Genomic DNA, 21,298 nt, shown 5'->3' with positions numbered 1-21,298 from the left:
GCCGCGCCGGAGGTGTCAGCCGGCGGCCCGCGCGATGAGTGCGGCGATCCGGGTCTCGTCGGCGACGGTGAGCTCGGTCAGGGCGTAGCTGGTCGCCCACAGGGTGCCCTCGTCGAGCTGAGCGAGGTCGCTGAAGCCGAGCGTGGCGTAGCGGCTCTTGAACTTCTGCGCGCTCTGGAAGAAGCAGACGACCTTGCCGTCCTTGGCGTAGGCGGGCATCCCGTACCAGGTCTTCGACGCAAGGCCGGGCGCGTGCTCCTTGACGATCGCGTGGATCTTCTCGGCGAGGACCCGGTCGGTGTCCGTCATCTCGGCGATCTTCGCCAGGACGTCGGCCTCCCCGTCGGGCTTGGCCGAGCGCGAGCCGCGCCGGGCGGTGCTCTTGAGCTCCGAGGCGCGCTCCTTCATCGCGTCGCGCTCTTCCTCGGTGAAGCCGTCGTACTTCGCGCCGCTCTTGCCCTCGGCGGTGGTGCCGGTGCTGGTGCTCTTGGCGGACGACCGCGTGTTCGACATGACGGGTTCCTCTCACAAGGCTGGCTGGGGATACGGGTACGAGGGAGGGGTGTACGGGGGTGGGTCCAGGGGGTACGGGTCAGGACGCGGCGGCCACGGACGCGGGCTCCCAGGTGAACCCGTCCGGGTCGGTGAAGGCGCCGGTGCCCTCGCCTCCGAGCACGATCCGGTGGGATCCCTCGCCGTCCACGGCCACGCCGACGTCCTTCGCGAGGGCGCGGCGCCCGTACAGGGCGAGCTTGACCGGGCTGCCCTCGGCGGCGGCGAACTCGACGTACTTGCGGCCGAAGCTCTTCCCGACGGTGAGGCCGTGCTCGACGTAGAACGCCTTGCTGGCGGCGACGTCCGCGGCTCCGACCAGGACGACGAAGGATTCGACGCGGCCGGTGGCCGGTCCGGCGTCCTTCTTGTTCGAGGTCGCGACCTTCCAGATGGTCCCGTCCGGGGCCTGGAAGACGCCGCCGTAGCCCCAGAAGGACTTCGAGGCGGGCTTGAGCGAGGTGGCGCCGGCGGCGAGGGCCGCGTCGACGAAGTGCCGGACGTCGGCCGGCCGGTCCACCGTGAGGGAGAGCGAGAAGCCGCGGAAGCCGGTGCTCGGCGCGTCGGAGGCCCGCAGGCGCACATGCGCGCCGAGACCGGAGGCGGTGTAGAAGCGGTCGGCGGCCGGGAGGTCGGCCACCTCGAGGGTGATGGAGGCGATGGCGTTCATGAGAATCACGCTAGTTGGGGGGTGACCACCGGTGCTTCTCGATTCCTGACCGGTCGGGTGACCTGCTTCGCGACGCACGAGGGCAGCCCCGCCTCGCCGTCGGCGACCTGGCGCTTGTACACGCTGGGCGCCACGCCGACGAGCTCGGTGAACCGGGTGCTGAAGGTGCCGAGTGAGGAGCAGCCGACCGTGAAGCAGACGTCGGTGACACTGAGCTCGCCGCGCTGGAGCAGCGCCATGGCGCGCTCGATGCGTCGCGTCATGAGGTACGAGTACGGGGCCTCGCCGTACGCCTGCTTGAACTGGCGGCTGAGGTGCCCGGCCGACATGTTCACCCCGCGGGCGAGCGCCTCGACGTCCAGCGGCTGGGCGTACTCGCGGTCGATCCGGTCGCGAACGCGGCGCAACCGCGCCAGATCACTCAGGCGCTGCGCCTCGGTCAGTGCGCTCATCCACGCAGGATGACACATGAGGGGAATCCTTTCAGCGCAGTTGCTGGACGCGGACGAGGTTGCCCGCGGGATCGCGGAAGGCGCAGTCCCGCACGCCGTACGGCTGGTCGGTCGGCTCCTGGACCACCTCGACGTCCCCGGCCTGCACCTTCTCGAAGGTGGCGTCGAGGTCGGGGGTGGCGAGCAGGATCCAGCCGTAGGTGCCCTTGGCCATCATCTCGGCGATGGTCCGCCGCTCGGCCTCGGTGACCCCGGGGTCGGCGCCGGGCGGCGCGAGGAGGATCGACGTACCGGGCTGTCCGACGGGTCCGACGGTGATCCAGCGGGTCCTGCCCTGGCCGACGTCGCTGCGCACCTCGAAGCCGAGGGCGTCGCGGTAGAAGGCGAGGGAGGCGTCGGGGTCCTCGTGCGGGAGGACGGTGGTGTGAATGGTGATGTCCATGCCCACAAGCTAGTTGTGCGCGTGCGCCCCCGCTTCTCGATTCCTGACGAATGTGGCCGTAAGGCCTTCGTGAGCCGGTCGCTCCGGTACGGGCAGCCGAAGGCGGTCCGTGCGGTGAGGGGGCTCAGCCTGCTTCCCCGACAGGTCCTTCCCCGATCGGAGTCTCCCGGATGAAGGCACGCAGCTCCGCGCAGAGGGCGCCGGGGTTGTCCAGCTGGACGAGCGTGCCCGCCCCGGGGATCTCCACATAGCGCCCCCGCGGCAGCAGTTCGGCGAGTCGACGCCCCGTGGCGGCGGGCATCATGCGGTCCTCGGCTCCCCAGGCGACCAGCGCCGGCCGGTCGAACTCCCGCAGTTTCTCGGCCGCCTTGAGATACGTGTCCTTCTCGGTGCTGCGGCAGAACACGGCGAGGTCCCGGCGGATCGCGCTCCGGGTGAGCAGGGGCCGGTACCAGCGGCGGACCAGCGCGTACGGGATCGGCCGCTTCGCCATCCCGCCCAGCGAGGTCCTCATCCGGACGAGGAAGGGGACCCGGAAGGACTGCAGCAGCAGGAAGAGGCCGCCCGGTACGCGGCTCGCCGCGTGCAGGGTTCTGCCCTGGATGCCGGGCGGGTAGTTGTCCAGCGCCTCGCACGAGGTGAGCACCAGGCGGCCGACGCGCTCGTCGCGCACGCCCACGAGGAGCTGCGCCGTGCCGGCGTCGTTCTGGACGAGGGTGACGTCGTGCAGGTCGAGGCGTTCCAGGAACTCGGCCAGGATCGCGGCGACTCCGTGCGCCGACAGGTCCGCTTCCGGCCGCATCGGCCTGCGGTGGCTGCCGATCGGCAGCACGGGCACCAGGACGCGGAAGTCCCCGCGCAGCTCCTCGACGACCGCGTCCCAGACCGACTCGTCGAAGCCGAGTCCGTGGACGAGCACCACGACGTCCTTGCCCGCGCCGCCGCCCCCGTCCTCGCCCGTGTCGGTGTAGTCGATGACGCCTGCGCTCAGCTCGATCTCGGACAACGGACGACCCCCGGCTCGATACGGAGACCGGCTCACTAGATAGACCGATCTAGTGAGAGACTAGCGAGTGTGAGGACCACGGGCGACACCAGGCAGCGCATCGTCACCGCCGCGACCGAGCTTTTCCGGCGCCAGGGCTACGCGGCCAGCGGCATGAAACAGATCGTCGCGGCGGCGGACGCCCCGTACGGCTCGGCGTACCACTTCTTTCCCGGGGGCAAGGCACAGCTCGGCGAGGAGGTGGTCCGAACGTCGGGCGCGGCCTACCTGGAACTGATCGCCGGACTCTTCCCGACCTCCAGCGTCCCCGAGGACGTGGACATGGCCGCCGTCACCGGCGACGCGTTCATCGCCGCGGCGGAGACCCTGCGCGAGCTCGACTTCGCGGACCCGTGCCCGATCGCCACCGTCGCGCTGGAGGTGGCCAGTACCCATGAACCGCTGCGGGTCGCCACGGCCGAGGTGTTCGCGAGCTGGACGGACGGACTCGCCGCCTTCTACCGGGCCGGAGGGATCGCCGAGCCCGTCGCGCACGAGACCGCGAGCTCGGTGATCGCCCTGCTGGAGGGCGCGTTCATGCTGGGCCGCGCCGCACGCAGCACCGATCCGGTGACGGCCGCGGCGCGTGCGGCCGCGGCCATCGTGCGTGCGGCCCTTTCTCAGGAGGGGGAGTTCGCGTAGGCGGCCTCCGCCGCCGGGCGTGCCCGCTGGAGAACGACCCGCCCCAGATCCAGCAGGCTGAGGCCGAACATCAGTACACCCAGGGGAACATGAACGCCCATCACGTGCTGGACACCCATCACCACCTGAATGCTCCCGAGGAGCAGGAAACCGGTCGCGTAGAGGGCCGGCCGGGCCGGGCCGCCGCCCGGCCGCCACGCCAGGATCGCGGCGAGCAGGTACAGCATCGACATCGCGTACGTGCCCTTGGACCCGAGGTCGTGCAGGGTCGATCCGACCTGTGAGGTCAGCGCCGTTCCGGCCGTGACGGCCTGGAAGAGGATGCTCGCCGTCTGCAGGCCGATCGAGACGCGCACGAACCCCGCGAACCGGCCGCCGCGCCGCCCCGCCACCGCCGATGCCGTGTCCGTCGTCGTCATCGACGCCGTCTCCGCTGTCGTCCGCGTGACCATGATGATCCCGTCCTTCCGCTGCCGGTCGCTCTCTCGACAGTCCGACGACGCAGCCCGCGAGAATGTGAGGCGCTGCACCGGAGTCACGGAGTGATGCGCGTCTCACCGATCACGGCGAGCGCGGATCGAACGAAGGGGGACACGACCACCATGAACGGCAGCCGTACGGAACCGGAACGCGGGCCCGCGCCCGCGGCCGCCCGACCCGAGGGCGAGTACCGGCAGTTGATCAATGTCGCCTACCGGCTGCTCGGGTCCCTGGCCGAGGCGGAGGACGCCGTTCAGGAGGCCTTCGCCCGCTGGTACGCGATGTCGGGCCCGCAGCAGGAGGCCGTCGAGGCGCCCGGAGCCTGGCTGACGACGGTGGTCGGCCGTATCTGCCTGGACGTCCTCGGCTCGGCGCGGGCGCGGCGCGAGCGCTACGTGGGCGAGTGGATCCCGGAGCCGCTGCCCGAGACGACGGAGTGGCTGAACGGCCGGCCGGGCGACGGCGGGACCGACCCCGCCGAACGGATCGCCCTCGACGAGTCGGTCGACATGGCCTTCCTCGTCGTCCTCGAATCCATGACCCCGGCCGAGCGGGTCGCGTTCATCCTGCACGACGTCTTCCGTTACCCCTTCACCGAGTTGGCCACGATCGTCGGCCGCACACCCGCCGCATGCCGGCAGCTGGCCTCGTCGGCCCGGCGGCGCGTCCGGGCGGCCCGGGCGCCGGAGCCGCCGACCGGCCTGCAGGCGCGTGTCATCAAGGACTTCAAGCAGGCGTGGGAGGCCCAGGACATCGCGGCCCTCGTCGACCTGCTCAACCCCGACGCCACGGTGGTCGTCGACGGCGGCGGCCTGGTCGGCGCGGCGCTCCGCCCGATCACCGGTGCCGCGGAGATCGCCCGCTACATCGTCGCGATCGGCGACATGGCCCCCGGCATGACGCTCCAGGTCACCTCGGTCAACGGCCGCCCCGGTCTGGTGGCCCGCCGCGGCGGCACGACCGTGACGGTGGCGGCGTTCGCCCTCGCGGACGACCGGATCACGCACATCTGGGCGGTCCGCAACCCGGAGAAGCTCCAGCCCTGGACGGAATGAGGCGGGTGGGCGCGGCCCCGTCCCTCAGCGGACGAGCGAGCGGGCCGTCGGCGTCAGGCGGAGAAGAAGAGGAGCCGCCGACTGCGCCCGCTCGACGGCCGGCCGGATCTCGTCCCGTACGAGGGGGTGGTCCGTCGTGCCGGCGAGGTGGCGACGGTGCGCCTGCTCGTCCGGGTACGAGGTGACGACGGCGACCACGTTCTCTCCGGTGCGGACGGGGAGCCGGGGGAACGTGTTGTCGGCCGGCTCGGTGACGAGTACGGCGAGGGGCGTGGGCCCCGTCTCCCGCAATACGGGGACGAGCCGGTCGTGGATCAGCGCGGGGCCGTCCGCGTCGCCCGGCGGGAAGTGCCACAGGGCGACGGCCACGAACCGGTTCGGCGTGGGTGCCCGGCCAGGTGCGGAGGCGCGGTCCGGCGAGGCGGCCCGGTCCGAAGCGGAGGCTCTGCCCGGTGCGGCGGCCCCATCCGGTGCGGCGGTGCCGGCCGGCAGGGGCCGCAGCAGCAGGACGTCGTCGGAATCGGCCATGGTGGCGTTGGCCCGGGGGCCGTGCGTGGCCCAGACCGGCCCGCCGTAGAAGGCGGAGAGGGCCTCACGCCGGGTCTCCATGTCCGCGAAGCCGCGCAACCAGACGAAGCGGTCGGGATCGTCGAGGTCCCGGAACTGGCCGAGGACGATCATCCCGGTCGCCTCCTGGGCCTCGACGAACTCGCGGTCGAACAGCTCGATGAGCTCGTCCCGCCGGCCGGGGAGCAGGGTGTACCGGCGAAGCTCGATCACGGCGGGCCGGCTGACGGGGGCGGTACGGGGAGTGCGGGGCACGACGGACTCCTGGGTGGGGGTTCCTCGGCGGACGGGGCCGACGCTAGAGCCGAGGCGTGCCACCGCCTGTCAGTGTTTTCGCCGCGTGTTGCCGGCGTCCGGAGCAGAATCCCCGTATGTCCGCGGACCGGTTGCTGTCGATGATGTTGCTGCTCCAGACCCGGGGCCGGATGCCGGCTCGACGTCTCGCCGCCGAGCTGGGGGTCTCCGTACGGACCGCGTACCGCGATCTCGACCGGCTGCAGGCCGCCGGGGTCCCGGTCTACGCCGAGCAGGGCCGTACCGGCGGCTATCGACTGCTCGACGGCTACCGCACGCACCTCACCGGGCTGAGCGAGAGCGAGGCCAGGGTGCTGTTCCTCGCGGGGCTGCCCGCGCCCGCCGCCGACCTGGGGCTCGCGGCGGAAGTGGCGGCGGCGAGACTGAAGTTGCTCGCGGCCCTCCCGGCCGCCCTGCGGGAGGAGGCGACGCGCACCGACGCGGTGTTCCACCTGGACGCTCCGGGCTGGTACCGGGAGGCCGAGGAGACCCCGCATCTGCCGCTCCTGGTGGACGCGGTGTTCGGCCGGCGCGCGGTGGACGTGCGCTACCGCCGCTGGCGCGAACCACAGGAGGTGGACCGGCGGCTGCACCCCTACGGCCTGGTCCTCAAGTCGGGCACCTGGTACCTGGTGGCCGGGGTCGACGGCAGGGCCACCACCTTCCGGATCGCCCGGATCCTGGACGCGGCGGTGAGGGACGAACGTTTCGACCGGCCGGAGGACTTCGCCCTGGACGCGTACTGGTCGTCGTACCTCGACGACTTCGCGGCACGACGCCACACGGGCACTGCCACGATCCGGCTGTCCCCGAGGGGGCGGGAGCGGCTGGCCGACAACGTTCCGCCCGAGGTGGCGCGGGCCTGCGAGGCCACCGCGATCGAGGTGGCGGGCGGCGACGGATGGATCGAGGCCGTCATCCCGACGGAGAGCACCGGGCACGCCTGCGGGGAGCTGCTGCGACTCGGCACGGACGTCGAGGTCGTCGCGCCGGAGGAACTGCGCCGGGCGATGGCGGACACGGTCCGTGCGCTCGCCCGGACCTACGGCGCCGACGGACCGGGCTTCCGGACGCCCGTACGGCCCTGAACGGCGCACCGCCCTTTCACCCTGTGCCCAGGCGGTGCGCCGCCGGCCGTGTCGCGCGCCGCCTCACCGGGTGGCGAGACGGGGCGCGGCCGGCTGGGTGGTCGCCGTGAGGCGGCGACGACGGCTCGGCATCATCATCGTCGGGTGGGAGATGCTCCATGCCGCGCCCGCGCAGATGAACTCCTTGATACGGGCGCCGGCCCGGCCCGTGACGACCTTGGACGTGACCTCGTCCTCGTGGGTCACCTTCTGGAAGATGGCGTCGCGGCGCCCGAGGCTGATGCACTGCGCGGCGTAGCCGATCGAGTTCTCGGGAACCTTGCGGCCGGTCAGACGCGCGGCGAGCGAGTCGGCGGCCTGCCACGCCATGGGGCTCGCCGTGGCGCAGGACATCCGCAGCGGCCTGCCGCCCGGACCTTCGGCGAGCGCGGCGTCACCGACGGCGTACACGTCGGGGTGGGAGACCGAGCGCATGGTGGCGTCGACGACGATCCGTCCGGTGTCGGACACCTCCAGGGTCGTGGCGGCGGCGATCGGGTGGACGGCGAAGCCCGCGGTCCACACGGTCAACTGGGCCGGGATCTCCTGCCCTTCACCGGTGACGACACGGTGCGCCTCGACGCGGGCGATGTCGGCGCCCTCGTGGACCGTGATGCCGAGCCGGTCGAAGACGGTCCGCAGGTGGCGCCGGGCCTTGTCGCTGAGCCAGCCGCCGACACCGCCGCGGGCGGCGAGGGCGACCTTCAGGTCAGGGCGGGCCTCGGCGATCTCGGTGGCCGCCTCGATGCCGGTGAGGCCGCCGCCGACGATCAGCACGGTCCCGCCCGGCTCCAGCTCGCCGAGGCGCGCCCGCAGGCGCAGCGCGTCCCGCTTCCCGGCGACGCCGTGGGCGTGCTCGGCGACACCGGGGACGTCGAGGGAGCCGGCGGTGCTGCCCAGGGCGTACACGAGGGTGTCGTAGCCGAGGGTCTCGGCGCCGTGCTCGCCGTCGAGTTCGACGGTCCTGCGGTCCGTGTCGACGGCGGTCACCCACGCGGGCCGGAGCTCCACGCCCGTTCCCGCGAACACGTCGCGCAGCGGGCGGCTCGGCAGATCCTGTCCGCTGGCGAGCTGGTGCAGACGGACCCGCTCGACGAACTCGGACTCGGCGTTGACGAGGGTGATCTCGACGTCGTCTCGGTGCAGTCGCTTGGCGAGGCGACCGGCGGCGATCGCTCCGGCGTATCCGGCTCCGAGGACAACGATGCGGTGCTTCATGGCTGGCTCCCTATCCGGTTGGACTCACCTCCTGAACCGGACAGCCACGCGATCCCTGACAGGAATCGAATGTGACGTGGGTCACCACATCTCCCTGAGCGGCTGATGGGGGCCGGAGGCCGCCCACTGGCGGGCGATGCGCCCCAGCTTGTCGGGGTTGACCTGGAGACGGACCGCGACGACACCGTCCGACGTCGCGTCGAGACAGATGACCCCGGCGATCCGCTCACCGACCGAGACCAGCACGGCGGGAGCGCCGTTGACGACGGCGGCGTGGAGCTCGGGGTCGCCGCCGACGAGGGTCCGCTTGTGGGCGCTCGGCCGGAACAGCCCCCGCAGGTAGCGCGCGATGCCGAGCGCGCCGATGACCGGGGACCTGCGGGCCGGAACCTTGGCGCCGCCGTCGGCCACGCCGACCGCGTCGTCGGTGAGGAGCCGGATCAGCGGCTCGGTGTCGCCGCTGAGGGCCGCGGCGAGAAACTCCTCGACGACCTTCCGCGCGGCGATCGTGTCGATCTCGGTACGGGCCCGGTCGGTGGCGAGGTGCTGCTTCGCGCGCCGGTGGATCTGCTGGCAGTTCGACTCGGTGAGGTCGAGGATCTCCGCGATCTCACGGTGCGCGTACCCGAAGGCCTCGCGCAGCACGTACACCGCGCGCTCGTTGGGCGAGAGCCGTTCCATCAGGGTGAGCATCGCGAGGGAGACCGACTCGCGCTGCTCGGCGGTGTCGGCCGGCCCGAGCATCCGGTCGCCGGCGAGCACCGGCTCCGGCAGCCACTGTCCGACGTAGGTCTCCCGCCGGACCCGTGCGGAGGTGAGCTGGTTGAGGCAGAGATTGGTGAGCACCTTCGTCAGCCACGCCTCGGGCGTCTCGATCCGCTCCCGGTCCGCCGCGTGCCACCGCAGATACGTCTCCTGCACGGCGTCCTCGGCATCACCCGCGGACCCGAGCATGCGATAGGCGATCGCCTCCAGGCGACCCCGGGAACCCTCGAACAGATCGGCCTCGTACATGCGGAGCGACATCCCCCCATGATCGGGCCCGCACACGGGCCGCGTCCAGGACGTCTCGCGAGGCACCCCTCCCCTCGGATCGCTGCTGCCGGTTCACCGGCTCCGCCACCACATCAGGCCGCACGTGACGACGGCCGAGCCCGTCGCGGTGGCAGCCCCACGGACGGCATGGAAGAGGACGGTGCGTCCCCAGAGGCGGGTGGTGTGCTGTCGCTTCCGCCGAGTCGTCTTCTCCATCGAGGCCCCTTCATCGGTCGCGCCCGGTGCTGCTCCGAGCTGTCGTCCCGAGTCTTCTGCGTGGTGGGGCAGAAGCCCCGAAGGAGCGGGAACACCGGGCGAATTCGTTCTACGCTGCCGGTCGGCGCGTTGCCCGTTGTGCCCGCTGCGGGCAGAGAGAGGGAGTGCTGTTGCGGTCTCAGGAGTCCCGCGAACTGTACGAGCGGTTGCGCGCTCTGGAGCGACGAGCGGCGGGCGTGCTCAGCCGGGCCGGCGACCGGTACTCACGGAGGAGGGTGAGCCAGGCACTCGCCAAGCCCCCGTACGGCAGAAGGATCGAGGGTCAGCGGATCAGCGCCTGGGTGCCCACCCGGGGTGAAAGAGATCCCCAGGTCCCCAGTGACGGGAGCAGCGACGACGTTCTGGCGCTGGTACGCCTGTGGAGCGCCTGGGCGGGCGAGAAACCCGATGAACGCTCCTGGCGGGACCTGTTGGAGAGGGCGCAGCCGATACGGGCACCCCGTGCGGCATCGACCGGCCCGGGGCGGCCTGTTCGTGAGTTCAGTGATCCGTTCGCCCTGGAGGTGCACGAGGCCATCGACGGAGGGTGCGCAGAGGCCGAGCTGCCGCTGCTGCCTCCCTATGTCGAACGGGAGCACGACCGGCGGCTCTCCGCAGTGGTGGAGGGTGTCACGCGGCAGGGCGCAGGGGAGCCGACCAGTGCCATCGCCGTCCTCGTCGGCAATTCCTCCACGGGGAAGACGAGGGCGTGTTGGGAGGCGCTCAACCTGCTTCCCTCGGACTGGCGGCTCGCGCATCCCCTCGTACCGAACCCCGCCGAGGCCCTGATCGCCCTGCTGGACGACGCCGCTCCCCGCACCGTCCTGTGGCTCGACGAGATCCACCGCTACGTGGGCGACGACCGGGGTGAGCAGGCAGCCGCCCGGCTGCACGAGGTGCTCAACGACCCGCGACGGAGCCCGCTGCTCGTCCTCGGTACGACCTGGCCCGACGAGTGGTGGGGCCTGGTCAGGCCGCGCGGGAAAGGTGACCTCAGGGACCCGCATGCGCGGGCACGTGCCCTGCTCGCCGGCAAGCACTGCCGCGTGCCGGATTCCTTCGAGGGACCGGACATGCCGGAGCTGCGACGCCTGGCCGCGACGGATCCCCGACTCCAAGAGGCCCTGGAGCGCGGTGAGGAAGGGCAGATCACCCAGTACCTCGCCGGTGGCCGCGCACTTGTCGGCCGGTACGAGACCGCCACGGCCCTGGAGAGGGCACTGATCGAGTCGGCCATGGACGCCCGCCGTCTCGGGCACGGCGTAGCTCTCCCCAAGGTGCTGCTGGAGGCGTCCGTCCGCTTCTACCTGACCGCTCATCAGGACGAGGCGGTTGAGGACGGGGACATCGAGCACGCTCTCGCGGAACTGAGCATCTCGTGGCGCGGTGTCCGCGGACCCCTCACGCCCGTCACCCTTCGCGTACCTGCCGCTCCCCGCATCACGACGGACAAGGTCAGACTCGCGGACTACCTGGATCAGCACGGCAGGGAGAAGCGAAACGGAAAGGCCCCACCGGGAGGCCTGTGGGACACCCTGGGCGACTACGCGGCACGAGAGTCCCTGATCGCCCTGGCCGAGTCGGCGTGGGAAAGAGGGCATCTGCGGATCGCGGTGCACCTGCTCAGGGCCGCGGCCGCGGCGGGGGTGGCGGGCGCCGCCACCGCGGCGTCCCGCATGCTGGAGGCAGAGGGAAGGTACGACGAGGCACTGCTGTGGTGTCTGCCTCTCGCCGAAGGGGGAGACCCCGAGGCCATGAGCCAGGTTGCCGGGATCATGGAGCAAACTCACCAGCCGGTCACGGCCATCGCCTGGCACAAGAGAGCTGCCGAGGCGGGGTGTTCCGGCAACTGGCTCTACGCCGGCATGCTTCTGCTGAAGGCCGAGGATCGCCGGGAAGCGGAGGCCTGCCTCAGGCGAGCGGCCGATGCGGGCGTCTACGGCGCGTTCGGAACGCTGGCCGACCTGCTGAAGTCGACGGCCCGTACGGAGGAGGCGCTCGCCTGTTACCGGCAGGAGGCCGAGGGCCGCGGCGGGTACGCCGTGATCGAGACGGTCTCCCTCATGCGGGAGCGGGGCGACAGCGGCGCCACCGTGCTGTCCTGGCTGCTGCCGCGGGTATGGGAAGAGGGCAACAGGAAGGCAGACGTGAGGCTTCCCTGGGCGTGGAGCGCGTTGCTCGACCACCTGGCCCAGGACGCGGCACTCCGATCCGGCTTGCGGGGTCTTCTCGTCCCGGGAGAAGAGGACCAGGAGGCTCGGAGCTGGATGGCCGCGGTGTTGGACGGGGCGGAGGAGATCGCCGGGGGAGGGCGCCGGGAGGGCGTGCGTGCTGCCGAGGCGCTGAGGAAGGAGGGCCGTCCGGAGGAAGCGCTCGCGTTGTACGAGCGGGAGGCAGCCGACGGCCGGAGAGGCGCGGCGGCGCACGTCGCCGCTCTGCACGAACAGCTGGGCAGGGTGTCGGAGGCTGTCACCTGGTACCAGCGGGCAGCCGAGGAAGGGGATCTGGGCGCCCTGCGAGAGACCGCTCGTCTGTTGACGGCGCTCATGGGCCCGGACGAGTCCTTCGTCCGGCTGAGATCATGCGCGGACCGCCATGCCGCGGACGGCTATCCGGATCAGCGCTCCGTCGTGGCCGAACTGCTCCATGACGCGGGGCGCACGGACGAGGCCCTGGACTGGCTCCGCCACGCTTCGCGGACCGGCGACCTGTATGCCTGGCGCCAGTACGCGGAGGTGCTGGAGAAGGCAGGCCGCACGTCTGCCGCGCAGCGGATGCGACGGTACGGGTGGGAGCCGGACGGTGAGATGTCGGCACCGTGGAGTGCGGCTCCTTAGGAGGTCCGGACAACGACGAAGCCCCGGGTCCCTGCCGCGTCGGCCGTCCCCGTCGGCTGCCCGTGCTCCTGTGTCATCCGAAGGTGGCCCAGTCGGATGGCACGGAATTGGCCTGTGTGAGGGGTCGACTGCCCACTACCGTAGGCGTAATGACAACAAGATCCACTTCGACCGGCGGGCCCGCGTCCGCGTCCGTGGCCTTGGCCGAGGCGCCGATGCGTCAGGCCCGTAACTCCGCCGCCTTCTGGATCGCGACCGGCCGAAGCCGGGGGCATGAGGTCGTCCGGCGCCGCGGATTCGTCGCGGTCGACGGCGGCGAGCGCGCCGGCCTGCGGGTCCTGATCCAGGAGTCCGACCTCGACCCGGGCGAACGGGCCGAGGTGGGCGAGCTGGTGCGCCGGGCCTCGGGCCCCGTGAACGCCGAGGATCCGTTCAGCTCGACCGACCTGAGCCACCTGGGCATGCGCAGCTGGCAGATGCCGGTCATGCTCCGCCCGCCCGGGCCCGTCGGCGAACCGGCGCTGGACGTGATCCGGGTGCGGCGGCCCGAGGACCTCCAGGCGGCCGAGCAGATCGTGATCGAGGGCTTCGAGCTGGCCGGCTTCGAGCCCTACCGCCCCGGCGAGCTGTTCCCGATGACGCTGCTCGGGCAGCCGGGCGTGGACGTGTTCGTCGCCTCGCACGACGGCGTGGCCGCGGGAGCCTGCGTCAGCGTCGTGGACGACGGCGCCGGCAGCCACTACTGGGTCGCCACGTCGTCGGCCTTCCGGTCGCGTGGCGTCGGCCGGGCCGTCATGCTCGGCGCCCTCGCCCATCTGACGGACCTGCCGGTCACTCTCACCGCTTCGAAGCTGGGCAGGCCGCTGTACGAGTCTCTGGGTTACTCCGTCGCGGCGCCCTCGACCTGGTGGGCCTCCGTTCCTGTGGCACCGTCGCGATAGAGCCTTCGGGACCGCCGGGGCGCAGCTGGGGGCAGTCCGGGACGGTGGTCCGTCCGGGGTGGGGTCGGGCCTGTGCCCCGGCCCGGCTCCACCGCGTCGGCCGCGACGAACCGGCGCTCGACGACGGCCCGAAGCCGCCGCGAGGCGACGCTCGGGGGCCGATGCGGCTGGACGGGTGTAGTTCGGCACCTGCCCCGGCGCCGTCCGCCCGGAGCGGCGCGGCGCCGGATTACATGGGCCTGCGCCTCGGCGCGGGGCGTGCCGGTGCCCTTCACGGCCCCGGACCCGACGACTGGAAGAGCACCATGGCAGAGCGCGACCCTCGCAACCGCACCGGCCGCAGCCCGCTCCTTCGCGGGCTCGCCGCTGCCGTACTCGCAGCCGGCATGCTGGTGGCCTCGACGGCGCCCGGATACGGGACCGGCACGACCGCTCCGGCGCCCGGCCCGCAGTTCACGCCGTTGACGGCGGCCGTGATGACGAAGCCGGCACCGTTCGACGCCACGGACGGCAAGACGCACCTCTCGTACGAACTGCTCACCACGAACGCACTCTCCAGCACCACGCCGGTGCGGCTCGATCGTGTCGATGTCCGAGACGCCCGCACCAAGCGGGTCATCGGCTCGCTGAGCGGACAGGCGCTGGCCGACGCAGCCAACCCGGTGGGCGACCCGCTGCCGGGTGCGGACGGGTACACCCCGGCGCCCCCCGGTCCGACGCCGACCGTCATCCCGGGCTCCCAGCAGTGGATCGTCTGGCTCGACCTGACCCTCGATCGCGGCCAGCGGGTGCCCGAGGCCCTCGAACACCGCCTGTCGGGCGCCGTCCTGACCCCCGGCGGCCCTTCCGCGTTCGAGGAGACGGTGCAGGTCACCCCGACCTCCCGCACCGCTCCGTTGAACCTCGACCCGCCGGTCCGCCCCGGCACCTGGTACTCCAGCGAGTCGTGCTGCGGCAACACCCACCACCGGCGCGGCCTCGGCCCGATCAACGGTCGCTTCTACGTGCCGCAGCGCTTCGCGATCGACTGGTACCGGGTCGGCGAGCAGGGACAGACCTGGGAGGGCGACCCCGCACAGCTCTCCAGCTACCTGAGCTACCGGCAGCCGGTGGTGGCCTCGGCCGGCGGCCGAGTGGTGGAGGTCCAGGACGGGATCCCGGACAACACGCCGCCTGTCACGCCGCCGGTCCCGCCGATCGACGAGACCGTCGGCAACCACGTCACCCTGGAGGTCGCGCCGGGCCGCTATCTGCTCTACGCCCACCTGAAGCCCGGCTCGCTCAAGGTCCGGGAGGGCGACCACGTCGAACCCGGCCGGGTCCTCGGCCTCATCGGCAACAGCGGCAACTCCACCACGCCGCACCTGCACTTCCAGGTGATGACCACGCCCGAGTTCTTCCCGACGGACAGCCCTCCGTTCACCTTCCGGAAGTTCCGCGTCCTCGGGCATGTCGTCCCCAGGCTCTGGGACGACAACCTGGGCCTGCAGCCGACCGGCGTCCTCCCGATCACACCCTCGCCGTACGACGGGCCTCACCGTGCGCGGTATCCCCTGGACCGCGAGGTGCTGAAGTTCTGACCGGATTCCGGTCGGGCCGACCGCCGGCGTGATCCGCGGGCGGCTCTCTGGACGACGAAGAAGGCCCAGGTCTCCGACCTGGGCCTTCTTGCACGAGCGGATGACGGGAATCGAACCCGCGCCATGAGCTCGGGAATCACCCGGTACGCGGACCTGCGCATGGCGCTCCCGACCTGGCAGAAACCTGCGCGGACGACCTCGTCCCGGATGCTTCGCAGGGCCCTCGCTGACCGCTGTGCGAGCGAAGTCGACGCCGACGGTGGGCGGACTCACCTCAAGCAGAGTCTGGTGGCGCGTCGGATGCGGCGGCGCGGCGGTATTCGGCGTTGATGCGCTGGGCCTCTTCGAGCTGGTCCTCAAGGACGATGATGCGGCAGGCGGCCTCGATCGGTGTGCCCTGGTCGACGAGTTCGCGGGCGCGTGCGGCGATGCGCAACTGGTAGCGGGAGTAGCGGCGGTGGCCGCCCTCCGAGCGCAGCGGGGTGATCAGGCGGGCCTCGCCGATGGCGCGCAGGAAGCCCTGTGTGGTGCCGAGCATCTCGGCGGCCCGGCCCATCGTGTAGGCGGGGTAGTCGTCGTCGTCGAGACGGCCGTACGAGTCGTCTGCTGTCATTTGCACCTCTCTGGGAAACGCGTTGAGGGGCCCTGGTGCCAGTACTGGCACCAGGGCCCCGAAGGAACTTCTACACCACCTGCCGGCCCTGATACTGCGCCGGCCTTCTGTGTCCGCGCGCCCGACCTGGTTGCTGTCGGGGCCGCGGGGATCGCGGTTGCTTGACCGGAGACCACCTCACTATCGATGTCCTGCGGTACCCGGGCTCAGACGTACGCCCGGGCGATCCTGATGGCGCGGGTTCCTCCGTTCTTCCTCGGTGATCGACTGCTTACTGCGGGGAACTGCGTACTGCGGTTACTGCGTACTGCACTCACGGGCACCGCACCTGCCATGACCGCGGTCCCGCTCGCGGCGGCGGCCCCTGATCACTGCGGGCCCCCCGGTCCGGCCGCCAGTCCCGTCGCCGTCCTGCGCATGCCCTGGCTTCGAAACTCCGCTGCCGAACCGTCCTGCTCACTGCGACTAGCTGTACTTCCGGCCGGCAGTTCGTCTCTGCCAGGCCCTTTTGTCTCTCTGGGCTACGAGAGAAACCATAACTAGGCCAGTGCTCAATGTCTACTCTGGCCGACATAGATTTTTGTGTGTCGGCTGAGCAGGTAATCCGCCTCGAACGGCGACGTGGAGGGCCGCGGGGCGGCCGCCGTCAGGTTGACCTCCGTCCGGGAAGACTGCCCACAGATACGCGAAAGGGCCCGACCGGCGGGTGCCGGTCGGGCCCTCTTGGCTGTTCGGGTGTCAGCTCACGTTCGCCCGTGGGTCACGGTCAGGCCGCCGTCGGGGTGCCGAGCATCGCGGAGGCGTGCTGGATCGCGTCGGGGGCGCGGGTGGGCGCGGGGTTCCGGGGGAGGTCGCGGCAGGTGAAGCCGAGCTTGGTCATGGCGCGGATGACTTCACCCGCGCTGAAGTCGCGACGGTCCTGGCGGGTGATGACCTGGCCGACCTGCTTGACGGGGTAGGTGCGGCGGCCGATGATCACGGACTCGCCGACGACCTCCTCGGGCTTGACGCCCTTCATGGAGTCCAGGACGCCGCTCTTGGTGAGGTCGAAGGGGAAGCGGGCGATGACACAGCGCACGATGCCTCACAGGGAGAGGAAGGGGAATGGTTCCGCCGTGGTGAGGCGGTTCACGCGAGGACGAGGGCGGCCGCGAGGGCGCCCGGAGTGCCGTCCTGTTCGCCACCGCCGGACGAGGCGACGACCCGGGGACCGCCGGCCCGCCCGATCGTCCGGGCGGTGGCCGAGGTGAGCGGCCCGCCGTCGCCGGAGAGGTCGCGCAGCTGGAGCCGGTCCGTGTAGGCGGGGCTGTCGCGGACGGTGGTGAGCTGGGCCCGGGTGACCAGCCCGGTGCACAGGCCGTCGTTGTCGCAGATGAGCAAGTGCCCGGTGCGGGCTCCGGCCATGAGCGAGAGGGCCACCTCGACGGTCATGTCGTCGCAGACCTGTGGTCCGGCCGTGTCCACGGCGTCGGCCGCCGTCAGGTGCGCGGGGGCGGGGTGCGTCGGGCGGGGCTGCATCTGGACCAGCGTCACAACGTGCCTCCTGCGGAGATGGGTCGGCTTCCGGATCACGTACGGCTCAGGCCGCCACGTCGCCGGCGGAACGCCGTCCGCCGGCGCGCCTCGCGGCCGAGGCGGGCCCGCGCCGACCGCGGGAGGCCGAGCCGCGTTTGCGCTGCTCGGCCGGCGGCGCGGTGATCGTCACGGGGATGCCGGAAGGGGTCCGCGCGCCCGTGATCCGGTGCAGCGCCTCCTCGCCGGAGCGGACCTGGGTGGTCTCGGGCACGATGCCGGCGGCCGCCATGAGGCGAGTCATGTCGCGGCGCTGGTTGGCGGTGACGAGGGTGACGACGCTGCCGGACTCGCCGGCCCGGGCGGTCCGGCCGCCGCGGTGGAGGTAGTCCTTGTGGTCGGTCGGCGGGTCCACGTTGACGACGAGGTCGAGGTTGTCGACGTGGATGCCGCGCGCCGCGACGTTCGTCGCGACCAGGACGGTGACATGCCCGGACTTGAACCGGGCGAGGGTGCGGGTGCGCTGCGGCTGCGACTTCCCGCCGTGCAGGGCGGCGGCCCGGACACCACAGTGGAGGAGGTCCTCGGTGAGGCGGTCCACGGCGTGCTTGGTGTCCAGGAACATGATCACCCGGCCGTCGCGCGCCGCGATCTCGGTCGTCAGCCGCTGCTTGTCAGCGCCGTGCACGTGCAGGACGTGGTGCTCCATCGTGGTGACCGCGCCCTGTGAGGGGTCCACGGAGTGGACGACGGGGTCGGTGAGGTAGCGGCGGACCAGGAGGTCGACGTTGCGGTCCAGGGTCGCGGAGAACAGCATGCGCTGGCCCTCGGGGCGGACCTGGTTGAGGAGCGCGGTGACCTGGGGCATGAAGCCCATGTCGGCCATCTGGTCGGCCTCGTCGAGGACGGTGATCGAGACCTGGTTCAGCCGGCAGTCGCCGCGGTCGATGAGGTCCTTGAGGCGGCCGGGGGTGGCCACGACGACTTCGGCGCCGCTTCGCAGAGCGTTCGCCTGCCGACCGATCGGCATTCCGCCGACGACGGTGGCCAGGCGCAGCTGCACGGCGCGGGCGTAGGGCGTGAGCGCGTCGGTGACCTGCTGGGCGAGTTCCCGGGTGGGGACGAGGATCAGTGCCAGCGGCTGACGGGGCTCGGCGAGCTGTCCTGCGGTGCGGGCCAGCAGGGCCAGGCCGAAGGCGAGGGTCTTGCCGGAGCCGGTCCGGCCGCGGCCCAGGACATCGCGGCCCGCCAGGGAGTTCGGCAGGGTCGCGCCCTGGATGGGGAACGGGACGGACACGCCCTGTGCGGTGAGCGCGGCCAGGAGGCGTCGGTCCAGGGCCAGGTCGGCGAAGGTCTCGACGGCGGGCAGCGCCGGAGTGATCGTCTTCGGCAGGGCGAACTCCCCCTGCACGGCGGCGGGGCGCCTGCCGTATCCGCCCGACCGGCTCGGGCCTCCCGATCGGCTCGCGGTGGACGAACCGGGTCGACCGCGGCCGGCTCCGGCGGAGGGGTCGTACGCGTGGCCGCCGTTGCGGCGGGTGCGGGCGGAACGGCCGTTCGTGCGTGTGGGGTTCATGCAGAACCTTCCTTGATACGGCGCGTATCGAGGAATTCCGGCGGCGGATGAACAGCGTTGGGAATCACAGGCACGGGCCGAATGAGATGCGAAAGCAAGCGGCCCGGCTCAGGACAAGGGAATTGTCGGCGCAGGCGGGCGAAAGAAATGCGAGAGATGCAGGTGCATATGGAAGCCCTGCGAAATGCATGCAGCTGGGGCCCGCACCCCGAGGGATGCGGGCCCCAGCTACGTATTACGCGTCAGCGTCAGGCGGAAACGATGTTCTCGGCCGTGGGGCCCTTCTGGCCCTGCGCGATGTCGAAGGAGACCTTCTGGCCCTCCTGGAGCTCGCGGAAGCCCTGGGCGGCGATGTTCGAGAAGTGGGCGAACACGTCAGGGCCGCCACCGTCCTGCTCGATGAAGCCGAAACCCTTTTCCGCGTTGAACCACTTCACGGTGCCAGTAGCCATGTCATATCTCCTTGGGGCAGTACGACGGAGTCCGTACCGTACGGACTCCGTGTCGCCGCGATGATGCCCTGCCCGGAAAATGACCGGAAATACAAAGCGCTTCCGATGCGGCACGCGGGCCGACGGGAGGCGCCTGAAGTTTTTGGGTACCAAAACTGCAACTGATTCGACAGTAGCACGTCACCGCAGCCCGTGTGCCGTCGAATATTTCCCCCTGTGTGTCGCCGGCAAAAACTCTCTCTGCGGTGACCGTTAAAATCTCAGCTCGCGAACACAGGTATTCATTCCTCCGAATGCGGCGTTCGGGAGGCGGGGCGGTCGACCGGCTGCGGCGTCCGGCCCGGACGAGGGTTCCGTGCGGCGAACTCGTGCCGAGGTCCGTCGGCTCGCCGGGCACGATGCCCGGCCTGCCTCGCCCCGGTCGCCATGGCCGCGGGCGAGCGACAACAGGTCGCCGTCAAGCCCCCCGCTCCCGAAGGCATCTGAGCGGCGACTTGTGGCGAGGGCTCCGGCACGCCCCTGTCGACCGCTGTCGTCCGCCGCTGAGGGCACGAATGGGGCACGTTTCCGCCCGATGGCCTGCCGATGTCCGGCGCCCGGTCAGGTCCTCCCCGGTGCCGGCGGCTTCCATGGCTAGCCTCCGCATCATGCTGCGTATCGTCGACACCCGTACCGGCCACCTCGTGGAGATTCCCTCCGTACGCCGTCATCTGCTGAGCATCTGCGTCCACCTGCCGGCGGACGACGTCGGGTTCGTCCTGGGGGACCTGCGGGCGCTCCTGGTCGGTGACGTACTGGCGCGCACGGCGGAGTTGCACGGCCTGCAGTCCCGTACGTTCCGTACCGTGCCGGACCTGCCGCCCGAGCAGGCCGAGGCGCTTGATCGCGCCCTGTCCGCTCTTGGCGTCCATCCGCCCCACACCGTCGGTGTTCACCATCCGAACGGGACGCTCTGCGCCGCTGCGGACGTTCACGTCCACGCGTGCGGAACCGCGGCACAGGAAGGGGTCGGCGGGGTCCTCGTCGATGTGGGCCAGGTCGGCCCGGCATCCCCGGAGAGCGGCGTCCCGGACCGGGTTCACCTCCTGGCCCCGGGGTTCCTGGACGCCGTCGTCCCCGAGGGGACCGATCCTCTGGCTGTGCGGATGCTGATGCTCGGCCATGCCCACCGCGTGCCGGTCACGGTCACCGGTACCGCGTTCGACGAAGCCCGGCGGACGTTGAGGGACTGGCGGCAGCTGGTAGCCGACTGGGCACAGGAGCCGTCCGGGCCGATCCCCGCCGATGTGCTGCGGCACGCCCATGCGGTGCTCGCCGATGATCTCGGCGTCCCCGCTGTCCTGGACCTGCTGGCCACCGTGGCGACGCGCGGCGACGTACCGGCCGGTGCCAAGTTCGAGACGTTCGCCTTCCTCGACCGCGTCCTCGGGCTGGATCTCGCGCGCGAGGTGGGCCACCAGCACCGGGCAGCGACATGACGTCGCGTGCGCGGGCCTCGTGGCTGCGGTCGTCACAACGGCCCCAGCGCATTCACTCCGCCGAGGCCGCCCTTCCGGATCGTCGCACGTGAGAGTGCTCGATCCACTTCAATCATACGACTACGGGCTGGACAGGCCAGGCCGCGAGGGAGAGCAGGCCCGTGGGCAGTCCGGCTCAGCCGCGTTCTTCCTCCTCGGCCTCCGTACGCCGGATTCCCTGGTGTGTCAGGGAGACCGTCGCGGGGGTGTTGCCCGGTTCCCGGTCGACGACGATCAGGTCCTCGCCGGCGAGACAGGTGCAGGCTGCGGCCAGGTCGTCCTCCGGGATGCGGAGGTCGTAGCGCGGCTTCCGCCCCGGGACTCCGAGGAGACGGTTGCCTTCGGTGGCTTCGTAGAGGGCGGTCAGGACCCGGTCGCGGTAGTCGCTCGCGGAGTGTCGCCATGACCGGTGTCTTTCCCGGCGGGTGAGGAACGG

General features: G+C 71.5%; 21 protein-coding genes. 7 read left to right on the top strand and 14 right to left on the bottom strand.

What is annotated here, in order from left to right; translation table 11 throughout:
- Window positions 1–15: 15 nt before the first annotated feature.
- The 5 genes from IF00_RS0130725 to IF00_RS0130705 form a co-directional block, all read right to left on the bottom strand.
- Window positions 16–513 (bottom strand): iron chaperone, encoded by a 498-nt coding sequence (locus tag IF00_RS0130725; RefSeq protein WP_030323677.1) that lies wholly within the window; start codon window positions 511–513, stop codon window positions 16–18.
- Window positions 514–592: 79 nt separating this feature from the next.
- Window positions 593–1,222 carry a VOC family protein gene (locus IF00_RS0130720; protein ID WP_030323675.1) on the bottom strand — a complete coding sequence of 210 codons (630 nt, stop codon included), beginning with the start codon at window positions 1,220–1,222 and terminating at the stop codon, window positions 593–595.
- A 5-nt stretch (window positions 1,223–1,227) separates the two neighbouring features.
- Window positions 1,228–1,674, bottom strand: a complete 447-nt coding sequence (locus IF00_RS0130715) for a helix-turn-helix transcriptional regulator (RefSeq protein WP_030323674.1) — start codon at window positions 1,672–1,674, stop codon at window positions 1,228–1,230.
- 31 nt (window positions 1,675–1,705) lie between these two features.
- Window positions 1,706–2,116: a VOC family protein gene (locus tag IF00_RS0130710; protein ID WP_030323673.1), complete on the bottom strand. Its 411-nt coding sequence runs from the start codon at window positions 2,114–2,116 to the stop codon at window positions 1,706–1,708.
- A 124-nt stretch (window positions 2,117–2,240) separates the two neighbouring features.
- Window positions 2,241–3,122, bottom strand: coding sequence for an alpha/beta fold hydrolase (locus IF00_RS0130705; protein ID WP_030323672.1), 882 nt, complete (start codon window positions 3,120–3,122; stop codon window positions 2,241–2,243).
- Window positions 3,123–3,191: 69 nt separating this feature from the next.
- Between IF00_RS0130705 and IF00_RS0130700 the strand changes: the two genes are divergently transcribed.
- On the top strand, window positions 3,192–3,803 hold the full coding sequence (locus IF00_RS0130700) for a TetR/AcrR family transcriptional regulator (RefSeq protein ID WP_030323670.1): 612 nt from the start codon (window positions 3,192–3,194) through the stop codon (window positions 3,801–3,803).
- On the opposite strand, the gene IF00_RS41665 is transcribed toward IF00_RS0130700, so the two are convergent.
- On the bottom strand, window positions 3,782–4,255 hold the full coding sequence (locus IF00_RS41665) for a hypothetical protein (protein ID WP_425338349.1): 474 nt from the start codon (window positions 4,253–4,255) through the stop codon (window positions 3,782–3,784). The genes IF00_RS0130700 and IF00_RS41665 overlap by 22 nt on opposite strands.
- A gap of 150 nt (window positions 4,256–4,405) precedes the next feature.
- On the opposite strand from IF00_RS41665, the gene sigJ reads away from it, so the two are divergent.
- Window positions 4,406–5,338, top strand: a complete 933-nt coding sequence (gene sigJ / locus IF00_RS0130690; protein ID WP_030323667.1) for an RNA polymerase sigma factor SigJ — start codon at window positions 4,406–4,408, stop codon at window positions 5,336–5,338.
- 24 nt (window positions 5,339–5,362) lie between these two features.
- Here sigJ and IF00_RS0130685 read toward each other — a convergent pair whose 3' ends face one another.
- Window positions 5,363–6,160, bottom strand: a complete 798-nt coding sequence (locus IF00_RS0130685) for an NIPSNAP family protein (protein WP_030323662.1) — start codon at window positions 6,158–6,160, stop codon at window positions 5,363–5,365.
- A 116-nt stretch (window positions 6,161–6,276) separates the two neighbouring features.
- Here IF00_RS0130685 and IF00_RS0130680 point away from each other — a divergent pair, with 116 nt between their 5' ends.
- A complete protein-coding gene (locus tag IF00_RS0130680) occupies window positions 6,277–7,287 on the top strand; it encodes a helix-turn-helix transcriptional regulator (RefSeq protein ID WP_037639354.1) in 1,011 nt (336 codons plus the stop codon).
- A gap of 63 nt (window positions 7,288–7,350) precedes the next feature.
- Here IF00_RS0130680 and IF00_RS0130675 read toward each other — a convergent pair whose 3' ends face one another.
- Together IF00_RS0130675 and IF00_RS0130670 are read right to left on the bottom strand one after the other, a co-directional pair.
- A complete protein-coding gene (locus IF00_RS0130675; RefSeq protein ID WP_030323658.1) occupies window positions 7,351–8,544 on the bottom strand; it encodes an NAD(P)/FAD-dependent oxidoreductase in 1,194 nt (397 codons plus the stop codon).
- Window positions 8,545–8,625: 81 nt separating this feature from the next.
- Window positions 8,626–9,570 carry an RNA polymerase sigma-70 factor gene (locus IF00_RS0130670; protein ID WP_030323656.1) on the bottom strand — a complete coding sequence of 315 codons (945 nt, stop codon included), beginning with the start codon at window positions 9,568–9,570 and terminating at the stop codon, window positions 8,626–8,628.
- Window positions 9,571–10,070: 500 nt separating this feature from the next.
- Here IF00_RS0130670 and IF00_RS42880 point away from each other — a divergent pair, with 500 nt between their 5' ends.
- The 3 genes from IF00_RS42880 to IF00_RS0130650 all read left to right on the top strand — a co-directional run bounded on the left by IF00_RS42880 (window position 10,071) and on the right by IF00_RS0130650 (window position 15,192).
- Complete coding sequence (locus IF00_RS42880; RefSeq protein WP_209439812.1) at window positions 10,071–12,671, top strand: tetratricopeptide repeat protein; 2,601 nt, start codon at window positions 10,071–10,073, stop codon at window positions 12,669–12,671.
- A gap of 149 nt (window positions 12,672–12,820) precedes the next feature.
- Entirely contained in the window at window positions 12,821–13,612 is a 792-nt protein-coding gene (locus tag IF00_RS0130655; protein WP_030323652.1) for a GNAT family N-acetyltransferase, read from the top strand.
- Window positions 13,613–13,917: 305 nt separating this feature from the next.
- Window positions 13,918–15,192 (top strand): M23 family metallopeptidase, encoded by a 1,275-nt coding sequence (locus tag IF00_RS0130650; RefSeq protein ID WP_030323650.1) that lies wholly within the window; start codon window positions 13,918–13,920, stop codon window positions 15,190–15,192.
- Between the two features lie 274 nt (window positions 15,193–15,466).
- On the opposite strand, the gene IF00_RS0130645 is transcribed toward IF00_RS0130650, so the two are convergent.
- The 5 genes from IF00_RS0130645 to IF00_RS0130625 form a co-directional block, all read right to left on the bottom strand.
- Window positions 15,467–15,805, bottom strand: coding sequence for a MerR family transcriptional regulator (locus IF00_RS0130645; protein WP_030323649.1), 339 nt, complete (start codon window positions 15,803–15,805; stop codon window positions 15,467–15,469).
- Window positions 15,806–16,571: 766 nt separating this feature from the next.
- A complete protein-coding gene (locus IF00_RS0130640) occupies window positions 16,572–16,883 on the bottom strand; it encodes an SCO5918 family protein (protein ID WP_030323647.1) in 312 nt (103 codons plus the stop codon).
- Window positions 16,884–16,933: 50 nt separating this feature from the next.
- Window positions 16,934–17,338 carry a CBS domain-containing protein gene (locus tag IF00_RS0130635; protein ID WP_078944903.1) on the bottom strand — a complete coding sequence of 135 codons (405 nt, stop codon included), beginning with the start codon at window positions 17,336–17,338 and terminating at the stop codon, window positions 16,934–16,936.
- Between the two features lie 46 nt (window positions 17,339–17,384).
- A complete protein-coding gene (locus IF00_RS0130630; RefSeq protein WP_030323643.1) occupies window positions 17,385–18,893 on the bottom strand; it encodes a DEAD/DEAH box helicase in 1,509 nt (502 codons plus the stop codon).
- A gap of 248 nt (window positions 18,894–19,141) precedes the next feature.
- A complete protein-coding gene (locus IF00_RS0130625; protein WP_030323642.1) occupies window positions 19,142–19,345 on the bottom strand; it encodes a cold-shock protein in 204 nt (67 codons plus the stop codon).
- Between the two features lie 647 nt (window positions 19,346–19,992).
- Here IF00_RS0130625 and IF00_RS0130620 point away from each other — a divergent pair.
- Complete coding sequence (locus IF00_RS0130620; RefSeq protein WP_030323640.1) at window positions 19,993–20,823, top strand: cysteine--tRNA ligase; 831 nt, start codon at window positions 19,993–19,995, stop codon at window positions 20,821–20,823.
- Window positions 20,824–21,298 lie beyond the last annotated feature (475 nt).

It is taken from the genome of Streptomyces flavochromogenes (genome assembly GCF_000717595.1).
GTDB classification, from domain to species: Bacteria; Actinomycetota; Actinomycetes; order Streptomycetales; family Streptomycetaceae; genus Streptomyces; species Streptomyces flavochromogenes.
Note: the sequence above shows the minus strand (reverse complement) of the source record. Positions and strands in the feature narration are given on the sequence as shown.

Excerpts from the sequence above, each read along its gene's own strand:
- IF00_RS0130725 (WP_030323677.1), bottom strand. The coding sequence starts at position 513 with ATGTCGAACACGCGGTCGTCCGCCAAGAGCACCAGCACCGGCACCACC.
- IF00_RS0130720 (WP_030323675.1), bottom strand. The coding sequence starts at position 1,222 with ATGAACGCCATCGCCTCCATCACCCTCGAGGTGGCCGACCTCCCGGCC.
- IF00_RS0130715 (WP_030323674.1), bottom strand. The coding sequence starts at position 1,674 with ATGAGCGCACTGACCGAGGCGCAGCGCCTGAGTGATCTGGCGCGGTTG.
- IF00_RS0130710 (WP_030323673.1), bottom strand. The coding sequence starts at position 2,116 with ATGGACATCACCATTCACACCACCGTCCTCCCGCACGAGGACCCCGAC.
- IF00_RS41665 (WP_425338349.1), bottom strand. The coding sequence starts at position 4,255 with ATGGTCACGCGGACGACAGCGGAGACGGCGTCGATGACGACGACGGAC.
- sigJ (WP_030323667.1), top strand. The coding sequence starts at position 4,406 with ATGAACGGCAGCCGTACGGAACCGGAACGCGGGCCCGCGCCCGCGGCC.
- IF00_RS0130680 (WP_037639354.1), top strand. The coding sequence starts at position 6,277 with ATGTCCGCGGACCGGTTGCTGTCGATGATGTTGCTGCTCCAGACCCGG.
- IF00_RS0130675 (WP_030323658.1), bottom strand. The coding sequence starts at position 8,544 with ATGAAGCACCGCATCGTTGTCCTCGGAGCCGGATACGCCGGAGCGATC.
- IF00_RS0130670 (WP_030323656.1), bottom strand. The coding sequence starts at position 9,570 with ATGTCGCTCCGCATGTACGAGGCCGATCTGTTCGAGGGTTCCCGGGGT.
- IF00_RS0130655 (WP_030323652.1), top strand. The coding sequence starts at position 12,821 with ATGACAACAAGATCCACTTCGACCGGCGGGCCCGCGTCCGCGTCCGTG.
- IF00_RS0130650 (WP_030323650.1), top strand. The coding sequence starts at position 13,918 with ATGGCAGAGCGCGACCCTCGCAACCGCACCGGCCGCAGCCCGCTCCTT.
- IF00_RS0130645 (WP_030323649.1), bottom strand. The coding sequence starts at position 15,805 with ATGACAGCAGACGACTCGTACGGCCGTCTCGACGACGACGACTACCCC.
- IF00_RS0130630 (WP_030323643.1), bottom strand. The coding sequence starts at position 18,893 with ATGAACCCCACACGCACGAACGGCCGTTCCGCCCGCACCCGCCGCAAC.
- IF00_RS0130625 (WP_030323642.1), bottom strand. The coding sequence starts at position 19,345 with ATGGCTACTGGCACCGTGAAGTGGTTCAACGCGGAAAAGGGTTTCGGC.
- IF00_RS0130620 (WP_030323640.1), top strand. The coding sequence starts at position 19,993 with ATGCTGCGTATCGTCGACACCCGTACCGGCCACCTCGTGGAGATTCCC.